This is a genomic window from Aquimarina longa SW024 (assembly GCF_001401755.1).
In the GTDB taxonomy this organism is placed as follows: Bacteria; Bacteroidota; Bacteroidia; order Flavobacteriales; family Flavobacteriaceae; genus Aquimarina; species Aquimarina longa.
The window spans coordinates 75,374-87,108 of record NZ_AVQK01000025.1 but is presented as its reverse complement, the minus strand read 5'-3'; the positions used below and the strand labels follow the sequence as shown (position 1 = coordinate 87,108).

11 protein-coding genes are annotated in these 11,735 nt (G+C 32.8%); 6 read left to right on the top strand and 5 right to left on the bottom strand.

Features of this window, described 5'->3' with window-relative positions; genetic code table 11:
• Entirely contained in the window at positions 1-957 is a 957-nt protein-coding gene (locus tag N456_RS06350; RefSeq protein WP_062055077.1) for a PorP/SprF family type IX secretion system membrane protein, read from the top strand.
• Between the two features lie 220 nt (positions 958-1,177).
• Here N456_RS06350 and N456_RS06345 read toward each other — a convergent pair whose 3' ends face one another.
• Both N456_RS06345 and N456_RS06340 read right to left on the bottom strand, forming a co-directional pair.
• Entirely contained in the window at positions 1,178-2,044 is an 867-nt protein-coding gene (locus N456_RS06345) for an IS3 family transposase (RefSeq protein ID WP_240315472.1), read from the bottom strand.
• On the bottom strand, positions 2,041-2,346 hold the full coding sequence (locus tag N456_RS06340) for a transposase (protein ID WP_033566529.1): 306 nt from the start codon (positions 2,344-2,346) through the stop codon (positions 2,041-2,043). Before N456_RS06340 ends, N456_RS06345 begins: the two co-directional genes overlap by 4 nt.
• An 80-nt stretch (positions 2,347-2,426) precedes the next feature.
• Between N456_RS06340 and N456_RS24035 the strand changes: the two genes are divergently transcribed.
• Positions 2,427-2,606: a hypothetical protein gene (locus tag N456_RS24035; protein WP_148639214.1), complete on the top strand. Its 180-nt coding sequence runs from the start codon at positions 2,427-2,429 to the stop codon at positions 2,604-2,606.
• 443 nt (positions 2,607-3,049) lie between these two features.
• On the opposite strand, the gene N456_RS06335 is transcribed toward N456_RS24035, so the two are convergent.
• From N456_RS06335 to N456_RS24275, 3 genes are all read right to left on the bottom strand, one after another.
• On the bottom strand, positions 3,050-3,448 hold the full coding sequence (locus N456_RS06335; RefSeq protein ID WP_062055076.1) for a hypothetical protein: 399 nt from the start codon (positions 3,446-3,448) through the stop codon (positions 3,050-3,052).
• Between the two features lie 27 nt (positions 3,449-3,475).
• Positions 3,476-4,630 (bottom strand): DNA polymerase III subunit, encoded by a 1,155-nt coding sequence (locus N456_RS06330; protein WP_062055074.1) that lies wholly within the window; start codon positions 4,628-4,630, stop codon positions 3,476-3,478.
• A 223-nt stretch (positions 4,631-4,853) separates the two neighbouring features.
• The gene (locus tag N456_RS24275; RefSeq protein WP_158447835.1) at positions 4,854-5,030 is read right to left on the bottom strand and encodes a hypothetical protein; all 177 of its coding nucleotides are present in this window, start codon (positions 5,028-5,030) and stop codon (positions 4,854-4,856) included.
• A gap of 335 nt (positions 5,031-5,365) precedes the next feature.
• Here N456_RS24275 and N456_RS06325 point away from each other — a divergent pair, with 335 nt between their 5' ends.
• The 4 genes from N456_RS06325 to N456_RS06310 all read left to right on the top strand — a co-directional run bounded on the left by N456_RS06325 (position 5,366) and on the right by N456_RS06310 (position 11,705).
• The gene (locus tag N456_RS06325; protein ID WP_062055072.1) at positions 5,366-6,553 is read left to right on the top strand and encodes a phosphoglycerate kinase; all 1,188 of its coding nucleotides are present in this window, start codon (positions 5,366-5,368) and stop codon (positions 6,551-6,553) included.
• Between the two features lie 210 nt (positions 6,554-6,763).
• Positions 6,764-8,392: a lytic transglycosylase domain-containing protein gene (locus N456_RS06320; RefSeq protein ID WP_148639220.1), complete on the top strand. Its 1,629-nt coding sequence runs from the start codon at positions 6,764-6,766 to the stop codon at positions 8,390-8,392.
• Positions 8,393-8,412: 20 nt separating this feature from the next.
• Entirely contained in the window at positions 8,413-9,405 is a 993-nt protein-coding gene (locus N456_RS06315) for a DUF4837 family protein (protein WP_062055067.1), read from the top strand.
• Between the two features lie 173 nt (positions 9,406-9,578).
• Entirely contained in the window at positions 9,579-11,705 is a 2,127-nt protein-coding gene (locus N456_RS06310) for a Tex family protein (RefSeq protein ID WP_062055065.1), read from the top strand.
• The last annotated feature ends 30 nt before the right edge of the window (positions 11,706-11,735 follow it).

Genomic DNA, 11,735 nt, shown 5'->3' with positions numbered 1-11,735 from the left:
ATGAAAAAGTATATTGTAATATTTAGTCTATTGGCAAGTTATTGCACTTTTGCACAGGAGTTTTTTGCTCCTGTACAAAACCAGTATATAGCAGATAACCCATATTTAATATCTTCTGCATATGCGGGTATTGGAGACTGTTGGCAGGTTAGGGCTTCCGGTTTTGAGCAATGGGTAAATATAGAAGATGCACCAGGAACACAATCACTATCAATAGATGGTAGAATATCTGATCGTTCTGGTATAGGAGCCATTTTATTTAATGACAAAAATGGAAATACCTCACAGAAGGGGGTTCAGTTGTCTTTTGCACATCATTTAACACTAAGTGAATATAATAATCAATACTTATCTTTTGGGATCAGTTATAAGTTTACTCAGTTCGGAATTGATGCATCAAAATTTAACAATGGTAATCCCGATACCCCTTTTAATCCAGGTTTAGGAGATATAAGTGTAAATGACTCTAATTTTGATGTTGGATTATTATATCGAGTAGGGAGATTCTTTTTGAGTGCTAATGCAGTGAATTTATTACAGAAAGAAATTGATGATTTTAATCCTACTGAGCCTTCGCAGATACAAAATTACTATGTGTATTCTGGATATACTTTTTATCATAGATTTAGTGACATCGAAGTAGAGCCATCAGTATTATACCAAAGTTTTTCTGGTGATGGTCGTTCTACAACAGATCTTAATCTAAAGGTTCGAAAAATGCATCGTGGAGATTACTATTGGCTAGGTGTTAGTCTTAGATCTCTTGTTGATCAGGATTTTAAACCTTTATCAGTTTCTCCTATGGTAGGAATTAAAAAGGCTAACTTTTATGTAGCCTATGGGTATCAGGTTAATGTAAATGAGGTATTACAACCCAGTACTGCAGCAGGATCGCATATGATAACCTTAGGATTTGATTTTGGATGTAGACAGAGTAATTGTGGATGTACCTATTAATCTAATTATTGATATATAAATGTAGAATATAAAAGCTCTCTAATTTTTATAGAGAGCTTTTTGTATTGTTTTGTTATAGTCTTAATTATCTTCGATCAGGTTACCATCTTCATCTTTATAGAATCTGCTAAAATCTTTATAGATATATTTTCTTTGTGTCTGTGATCGTGACAAGGCATCAATGGACTTGCAAGATAAATTCGGACAATTTTTCTAAGACCTATGCTACATTTTTAAGTTTATAAAATTCTATTTCAACTTCTATTGGAGTTTTGTATCCCAAAGAAGAATGTAATCTTTTCCTATTATACCAGACCTCTATGTAATCAAATACAGCTGTTTTAGCTTCTTGTATTGTTTTGAAACTATGATGGTAAACAAGTTCTGCTTTTAATGTTTTAAAGAAAGATTCTGCTACTGCATTATCCCAACAATTAGCTTTTCTACTCATGGATTGGGTAATCAACTTATTAGTAGTAACAACTTTTCTAAACTCTTTACTTGCGTATTGAACCCCTCTATCAGAGTGAAAAAGTAAAGGCGCCTCTATTTTTCTTTTAGAAGTTGCCATTTTCCAAGCGGGTACTATGGTTTGATCAGTAAACAAAGAAGTACTCAATGACCAACCTATCACCTGACGGTCATAAAGATCAATTAATGTTGTTAAATATAACCATCCTTTATTGGTTTTAATGTAAGTAATATCAGAGACCCAAACCTGATTTAATCTCTTGGGGTTAAACTCCCTATCCAAATGATTTTTGAATATGGGAAAACAATGATTTGAATCTGTAGTAATCTTATATTTCTTTTTTAATTTACTTCTTAACCCGTTAGATTTCATTAATCGGGAGATCCTACTTCTGGATACCTTATACCCTCTTCTAAGAAGTTCTTGTTTAATTCTAGGACTCCCATAAGTTTGTCTACTATCATAGAAGATATTTTTTATTTCCAAAGTTAATTTCTGGTCTTCTAAAACCCTATTACAAGGGCCATTACTATACCATCTATAATAACTACTTCTACTAACTTTTAGTACTTTACACATTCTCTCAATGGAATACATATGTTTATATGAAACTATGAATTGATAGATTTTCCATCGCTCTTGGAGAAAATGTGAACGGCCTTTTTTAAGATCTCTAGTTCTAATTGAGCATCTTTAAGAGCTTTACGTAACTCCTTCACTTCTTGGTTATCTATTTGAGAAGAAGGTGGTTTAGAAGCTTTTTTAGAAACTCCATCTTCACTATCTAGCTTACGCCAACGATAAATCCTATCAACTTTAACTCCTAATTCATCGGCTAATTCTTTTATGTTTTCTCGCTGATAGCTTAACCGAACAGCTTCTGATTTAAATTCTTTACTGTAAAATCGTTTCTTCATTTTTCTAAGATATTTATTTAAACATAAACTGTCTTAAATATCTGTCCGAATAAAGGTAGCAACTCCAATCGCAGCAGTTGGTGGATACTAAGACATTATTGGATTATGATAATTATACGAATTCTCTAAGTTTTTATCGTATGATGCGTTTTCTGGCAGGAGAAAATGAACCGGGTGCTAAGTCGGTGTATGAGGATATGAAGGTATTGTTTAAAAAAGGAAATTCAGTAACTAAGCAAGATCCTTCTACAGAGGTATAGTGTTTATAAGGGGTCTAAGGCTACTAAGGAGGGTTCTAAGGGTGCCGGAGAAGGTTCTAAAGCTCTCCGAGGTAGTTCTAAGGATTACTAAGATGGTTGTAAGGATCACTAAGGTGGTTAGAAGAGTCATCGAGATGATTGTAGAGCTACCCGAAGTAGTTCCAAGGGTCACTGAGGTGGTTGGAAGTGATAAAAAAGTACTTCGAACCACCTTTTTATGGGTCGCCGACCCATAATGGATCAAAAATAAGGATGTAACAATGGGTTCGATGCCTTAATGGATCAAAAATAAGGGTGAGTCGATCAGTTCGATTCGATACAATATCAGTTCTAAGCGGTAACTTATCTGTTCTAACTACCTCTGGGAGGGGTAGAACGAGTGCTGAGGTGGGGTACCCCCCTTAGGTATACTTTTTATAAGTGCTAGTATAAGATACGATACCTTATAAAGAGATGATATATAACCCAAATACGGCTACTATAAAATAACAGGTGATCGTTAATGCTCCTTGATAATCTTTTGCTACTCTTTGCCCAAATAATAACATTAATAAGGTCATACAGGATAAGAACATGGCTAGAATAGCAAAATAGGTTTGATTATCGATGATTAAATAATAGATTCCTATAATAGCACAGATGGCGGTAATGATTTCAATAGCTAGAATGATACTTAGAAGGAGTGGTACGATTCCTTTGATAAAGGTTTTAGCAAAATGCTCTTTTAGCCAGCTGAGGTTTCCTGACCAATCTACTATTTTATCAATGCCTGATTGCAAAAAAGTGATTAGGAGAAATAATAAGATCGTTATTGAAACAATATTGGTTATAAAATTATCCATAGGTAGTAGTTTTTAAAGAGGGTAGTATTAGCTTGCTTTTTTATGAAGTAATCGTGTAAGTTTTATAGAGAGGTCAGTAAGAATGATTTTTGCATTACCATTACGTTCTATATGATACGCGGCATCTTGTAACTCTTTAGAGATATCCATAATATTAGCTCCGTGTATAAAAGGCGCAAAATTTTCTAATTTAAAACCTTTGGTAGTAGGTTCAAAAAACACTAAATCTTCGACACCATAATTAAGCAACATGGCTTGTCTAAAAAAGTCTAAGCAGTAGTTCAGGAATTTCTTTTGTGTTTCCCTTCCTGTTCCTGCAATGGATTCGCTCCAAGATATTAAATCATTCACTGCGGATTTATTTCCTTTAGCTTTAAAAGCAGTACGGATCCATTGTATAAACCATTCTTCAAACTGATCATCACCTCCATCATGATGTAATAAATGTAGTGCTTTACTATAATCTCCATTAGCCTGATGTGCAATTTTTAAGGCTTTGTTCTCGGGTATATTTTCTCTTGTCTGTAGTGCTTCTTTGATCACTTGTTCTCCTAAGGGAGGAAAATGAATTACTTGGCATCGAGATCTTATGGTTTGTATAAGTTGTTCTTCATCTTCTGTAATCAATATAAACAATGTCTTTTCTGGGGGTTCTTCAATTAACTTTAGGAGTTTATTAGAAGCAGCGATATTCATTTTATCCGCCATCCAGATTAGCATTATTTTATATCCTCCTTCATAGCTTTTTAGCGAAAGCTTTTTTACAATTTCTAGAGCTTCATCCACTCCAATTTGCCCTTGCTTTTTTTCGATCCCTAGAGATAAATACCAATCAAAAATACTACCGTATGGATTTTCATTTACAAAAATTCTCCATTCTTCGGCAAAATGATCCGACCTGGGATGTTTTTTTACTTTATCATTTACAGCGACAGGGTATATAAAATGTAAATCAGGATGTGCGAGGTGATCAAACTTTATATTACAAGCCTGATTGCCTCCAGTATTTTCATTATCCTGATTTTGACATAAGACATATTGCGCATAGGCAATAGCCATAGGTAAGGTTCCGCTACCATTAGATCCTACAAAAAGCTGTGCATGAGGTATTCTTTGGCGAGTAGCACTAGTGGTTAGATAACTTTTGATATGTTTTAAACCTAATATTTCTGAGAAAAGCATTGGCAAATATAATAGATACGTAAAAAAGAAAATGAATCTAATAGGTTTAAAACCTAATAAAAAACAAATAACACCAAATGAATCTTAAAAAGAGGTAAACATAAATAGAAATATTTTATAGATATGATTCCTCATGTTTCATGGGTATACCCTTATATTATATCTAACATGTTATGATACAGTAGACGAACCGTAATGAAAATAGGGTTTTAGAAGGGAGAAATTATAACCCTTTTAAATAAACACCTAACAGCAGAAATACATACCCCCCTAATAAAAGCCAAGTACTGTTTTCTATCAATATAGGATGAATGTGCGAACCAAAAAGACCTAAAAGAATAAGTACAAGACTAATAATTACTGTAGTTTTTTTTGGTGTTTGTGCAGATAAATTACTCATAATTAGTTGCTTTATGTTTTTACAGATACAAGATAGAAATATTTTTTTTAATATAAACTTATCCCCAAAGAATTCATTTTATATTCCAGTTGTATCTTCGGGGATATAAAAGCATACTGTATTTATTATAACCTTTCTGAAACCTTATAATTATAAAAAAACGATAAAATAGTATTGACCATAATTAGAGTACGATTCTTTTATTTAAATAGCTTTTTTTCTAAAAATTTAATAAAAGTGAAAATTTAGGTTAGGTTTCAGACAATTTTTCTATCAGATTTCAATGTTTTTGACGAAATAGAATTATTTTCGTTCATGAAAACCAATCCACCGATATGAAGACAATTAACGATTTTAATTTTGAAAATAAAAAAGCATTAATCCGAGTAGATTTTAATGTACCCTTAAATGAAAAATTTGAAGTAACAGATGATACTAGAATTCAAGCAGCGAAACCAACTATAATTAAAGTGCTAGAAGATGGTGGAAGTGCCGTTTTAATGTCTCACTTAGGTAGACCAAAAGGAGTACAAGATGAATTTTCATTACGACATATTGTGGATAAGGTTGCTGATACTGTTGGTGTGCAAGTGAAGTATGTGGATAATTGTGTAGGTCAGAAGGCAGAAGATGCCGTTGCAGCATTAAATCCAGGAGAGGTTTTATTACTAGAGAATTTAAGATTTCATTCTAATGAAACAGATGGAGATGTTGCTTTTGCAGAGCAATTATCAAAACTAGGAGATATCTATGTTAATGACGCCTTTGGTACAGCCCATAGAGCACATGCTTCTACGACTATTGTAGCACAATTTTTTCCAAAGCATAAATGTTTTGGTAGTTTATTGGCAAAAGAAATTGATAGTATAGAAAAGGTCTTAAAAAGTGGAGAAAAACCAATTACTGCTGTTTTAGGAGGGTCTAAAGTATCTTCAAAAATTACGATTATAGAAAATATTCTTGATAAGGTAGACCATTTAATTATTGGTGGAGGAATGACCTATACGTTTATCAAAGCAAAAGGAGGACAAATAGGAGGTTCTATATGCGAGGATGATAAGCAAGAGCTAGCCTTAGATATTTTGAAAAAAGCAGCAGAAAAAGGAGTGCAAATTCATCTTCCTGTAGATGTGTTGGGAGCAGATGCTTTTGATAATAATGCAAATACTAAGGTTATTGATGTAGATACGATCCCAGATAACTGGCAGGGACTTGATGCAGGACCAGAAACAATGAAAAACTTTCATGATGTAATCCTAAAATCAAAGACTATTTTATGGAATGGACCTCTAGGAGTTTTTGAAATGGAAAACTTTGCTAAAGGAACTATAGCTTTAGGACACTCCATTGCTGAAGCTACAGAAAAAGGAGCGTTCTCTCTTGTAGGAGGAGGAGACTCTGTAGCAGCGGTAAAACAGTTTGGATTTGGTAATAAAGTAAGTTATGTTTCTACAGGAGGTGGAGCGATGTTAGAAAGCTTAGAGGGTAAAACATTACCAGGGATTGCAGCAATAGAAGAATAATATAACTTGTAAGAAAACATGTATTTCTTACGAAAACACAAAAAAATCAGTTTTTTAACTGGTTTTTTTGTGTTTTTAACGCTTTGATTGTTTGTGGTTTACAAAAAAAAGTGCGATTTTCGCCTTTGTTAGTATTCATACTACAGAAAACAAAATAGTAAACCTCCCAAATTTTTTGAAAAATTTATAAGTAAATGTATTTATATGATGATGAACTATTGCTCAGTATTTCTTTCTTTTTTATTCCTTTCAGCTTCCTTAATGGGGCAAGAAACAGTACAACAAAATCAATCACCTGATGAGAATAAGGAGCATAAAGAAATTTTGCTTCAAGAAAATATAGGTTTACAGCAAGAACAGGTTACTGTAGTAGATACTACTCAGATTATTAAACCGATAGGAGAATTACAAACGACTACTATAGGGTTAACAAGTATAAAGGATAGCACAGTATATGTAGCGAATGATTATCCTAAGATGGCAGAATTAGATTCTCTATGGAAAGAAGAATTATATAATTCTTCTCTATATGATACGATCTATAAATCGGTTAGAGAACTAGAGTATGAACCAGTACCCTATGTTGATCTTCCTACAGATACACTAAAGGCACGATTAGCAGAATTGAATACACGAACTCCTTTTAATGTAGCCTATAATCCTGCATTAGAGAGTGTGATTAAGAGATACTTAAAAAATCGTCATAAACACTTAGAGCGATTAATGGCACTGAGTGAGTTTTATTTTCCCTTGTTCGAAACAGAATTAGATAATCAAAACATTCCATTAGAAATTAAATATTTAGCTATTGTAGAATCGGCTCTTAAACCCAGAGCAAAATCTAGAGTAGGAGCTACAGGATTATGGCAATTTATGTTTGGAACTGGTAAGATGTTTGGTTTAGAGGTAAGTTCTTATGTAGATGAGCGTATGGACCCTATTATGGCAACCAAAGCAGCATGCAAGTACTTAGCGAATTTATATAAAATATTTGGAGATTGGGATCTTGCATTAGCATCATATAATTCTGGACCAGGAAATGTAACTAAAGCTATTCGTCGTAGTGGGGGATATAGAAATTATTGGAATATTAGACATAATCTCCCTAGAGAAACTGCAGGATATTTACCTGCTTTTTTGGCTACGATGTATATTTTTGAATATGCAGATAAGCATAATTTTAAGCCAAGAAAACCTAAGTTTGCATATTTTGAAACTGATACAATACGAGTAAAACAAATGATCTCATTAGATCAAGTATCAGAATATATGAATATTGATATAGAAGAGTTACAATTTTTAAATCCTTCTTATAAGCTAGATATTATTCCTAATATAAAAGATGAAGATTATGTACTACGATTGCCATTGGATAAGATAGGATCTTTTGTAGCCAATGAAGATCAAATATATACTTTAGCTAAAGCAGAATTTGATAAGCGAGAAAAACCAATGCCTAAATATTTTGAGGCTAATGATCGAATCCGATATCGGGTTCGTAGTGGTGATTATCTAGGAAAAATTGCTAGAAAATATGGCGTTAGAGTAAGCCAGATTAAAAGATGGAACGGCTTGCGAAGTAATAACCTAAGAATAGGGCAACGTCTTACGATTCACCCTCGTAAACCTATAGTGCATCAATCTAATAAGACGACTAAAACAGTAACTAAAGTGGTTAATAATAGCCATTCAGAAACCTATACTGTTAAAACAGGAGATACCCTATGGAGTATTTCTCAAAAATTAAAAGGCATATCTGTCGAGAATCTTAAAAAATGGAACGATATTAGTGGTAGTGGTATAAAACCAGGGATGAAATTGAAAATTTCGAAATCATAATCACTAAATAGCATCATCTTATGAGAAAATTATCATTTGCAATTATTTGTTTATTGTGTATCATTAGTTGCACAGAGACTAAGAAAGATAAGAAACCTAGGATTAAGGGATCTATGGCGCACTCTGTAGGAAGAATAAATGAACTTTCTATAGCAATTAGTAATGAACTATGGAAAGGTAATGTTGGTGATACTATCAGAAAATACTTTGGAGCAGAGGTGCCAGGATTGCCACAGGAAGAACCTATCTTTTCGATACGTCAAATTCCAGAAGAAGTTTTTTCTGGTATAGCAAGAAAAAACCGTACATTTCTTTGGATTAAAAAAGAGAAGACAAAAAGCGATAGTTATAAAGTGCTTATTAATAAGTTTGCAACTCCACAGTTAGGTATTGTAATTTCTGGAAATACTGATGATGAGATTATTAATACCCTTCTAAAATATTACGAAACAATCGTTTCAAAATATAAAACTACAGAAACCAAAGAAAAACAAAGGCGAATAAAAAAGTCTTTGGAGAAAATCCCACAACTACAAGAAAAACTAGGAATTAATGTATTGATTCCCTCAGCATATCGCATAGCAGTCGAAGAAGATAAATTTTTCTGGATACGAAAAACAATTTCTCAAGGAAGTATGAATCTATTGATCTATGAATTACCATTAGGAACAGTCTCTAAAGATTCTAATACCGTTTCTAGTATTATAAAAATGAGAGATTCTATTGGTAAGATAAAAATCCCTACATCCGGAGTAGGTAATTTTATTACAGAAGAAGCATACGCACCTTACCTATATAAAACTAAATTAGATAATAAATTTACATTTGAAACTAAAGGAACCTGGGAAATAAAAGATCGTTTTATGGCAGGGCCTTTTGTAAATTATGTAATAGAAGATACTCCTAATAATAGATTAATTATCCTAGAAGGTTTTGTATTTGCTCCTTCAATAAGCAAAAGAGATAATATGTTTGAACTAGAAGCTATTATGAAAACGGTGAAGTTTCAATAGTTCTTCTAACATAGTATTAAATAAAATTTCAATGGATAGTAGATACACGTATTTGTGTCTAGTTTTTATTAAATGAATATCATTCATTTTTAGATTGTAGAAAACTTTTTCTTAAGGATAAAATAATGTTTTGAATTAGACAGTATATTTATCGATTCCAAAAAAAGACTTATATGAGTATTGTTTCGTTTATAGCTAAGCATGTTTCTATTTCTGAAAAACAAATTATTAAAACTACCTCTCTCTTAGATGATGGGGCTACCATTCCATTTATTGCGAGATATCGTAAAGAAATGACAGGAGATCTTGATGAGGTTGTTATTGGTGAAATTGTAAAATATAAAACCGCTTTTGAAGTATTAGAAAAAAGAAAAGAAAGTGTACTAGTAGTAATAAAAGAACAAGGAGTTTTAACAACAGAATTAGAGAAACGGATACGATCTGCACAGACACTTACTGCAGTAGAAGATTTATATTTACCCTATAAGAAAAAAAGAAAAACAAAAGCAACCGTTGCCAAAGAACAAGGATTAGAACCATTGGCTAAGATTATTATGCAGCAAAGAGAAGAAGAAGTCTTTTTTGTAGCTTCACAATACTTAAATGATACCATCCTTAATGAAGATATGGCTCTTCAGGGGGCAAGAGACATAATTGCAGAATGGATTAATGAAGATGAAAAGATTAGAACTAGATTACGGAGGTTATATCAGCGTAAAGCTACAATAACCTCTACGGTAATTAAAACAAAAAAAGAGGAAGAAGATTCACAGAAATACCAACAGTATTTTGATTGGGAAGAACCGTTGCATAAATGTCCGTCACATCGTTTATTAGCGATATTAAGAGCCGAAAAAGAAAAAGTAGTACGTGTAAAGATTACGGTTCCTGAAAATGATGCGCTAGATATCATAGATGATATCATGATTAAAACAAATATAGCACCTTGTACGGATCATATATTTTTAGCAATCTCTGATGCATATAAACGATTATTAGCCCCAGCAATGGCTACAGAAGCATTAAATCAATCTAAAGAAAAGGCAGATGATAATGCAATCAAAGTATTTGCACAAAACCTACAACAATTACTATTAGCCTCTCCTTTAGGACAGAAAAGAATATTAGCTTTGGATCCTGGTTTTAAATCAGGATGTAAAGTCGTTTGTCTTGATAAACAGGGAGATTTATTACATAATGAGAATATTTATCCTCACCCTCCACAACGCGAGACTACGGTAGCAATTAAAAAAATTCGGTCTCTGGTCAATGCGTATAAGATAGAAGTGGTTGCAATTGGTAATGGTACTGCAGCTAGAGAAACAGAAGCATTTATTAAGAAAATTCCTTTTGAGAGCCCTATTCAGGTATTTATGGTTAATGAAAGTGGTGCATCTATATATTCTGCATCCAAAATAGCCAGAGCAGAGTTTCCTAACTATGATATTACCGTACGAGGTGCAGTATCGATAGGACGAAGGCTTGCAGATCCACTTGCAGAATTGGTGAAAATTGATGCTAAATCTATAGGAGTAGGACAGTATCAACACGATGTAGATCAAACCAAACTTAAGCATGAGTTGGATACTGTGGTAATGAGTTGTGTAAATAGTGTAGGGATTAATGTAAATACGGCAAGTGTTCCATTATTAAGTTATGTATCGGGGATTGGAGAGAAATTAGCAGAGAATATTGTAGCGTATCGATCAGAACATGGAGCATTAGAATCTCGTGATGAATTAAAAAAAGTACCAAGACTAGGAGGAAAAGCTTTTGAACAAGCGGCAGCATTTCTTAGAATTACAAGCCCTAAAAACCCATTAGATAACTCAGCAGTACATCCAGAACGATATAAGCTAGTTTCTAAAATGGCAAAAGATGTAGGAGTTCCTGTTAGTGAATTAATAGGTAATAAAGAAGTAATTAAAAACATTATAATACAACAGTATGTGACTGACGAAGTTGGAATTCCTACACTAACAGACATTGTAAAAGAACTAGAAAAACCAGGTGTAGATCCCAGAAAAAAAGCCAAGATATTTCAGTTTGATCCTAATGTAAAAACGATAGCAGATATCAAAACAGGAATGAAATTACCAGGGATTGTAAACAATATTACAAACTTTGGCTGTTTTGTAGATATAGGAATAAAAGAAAGTGGATTAATTCATATTTCAAAATTAGCAAACGAATTTATTAGTGATGTGAATACTATAGTGAAATTAAATCAACACCTTAAAGTAACTGTAATAGAGGTTGATATAAGTAGAAAGAGAATTCAACTTTCTTTAATTGATTAACACCTCGATATTTTATAACAGAAGAACCCA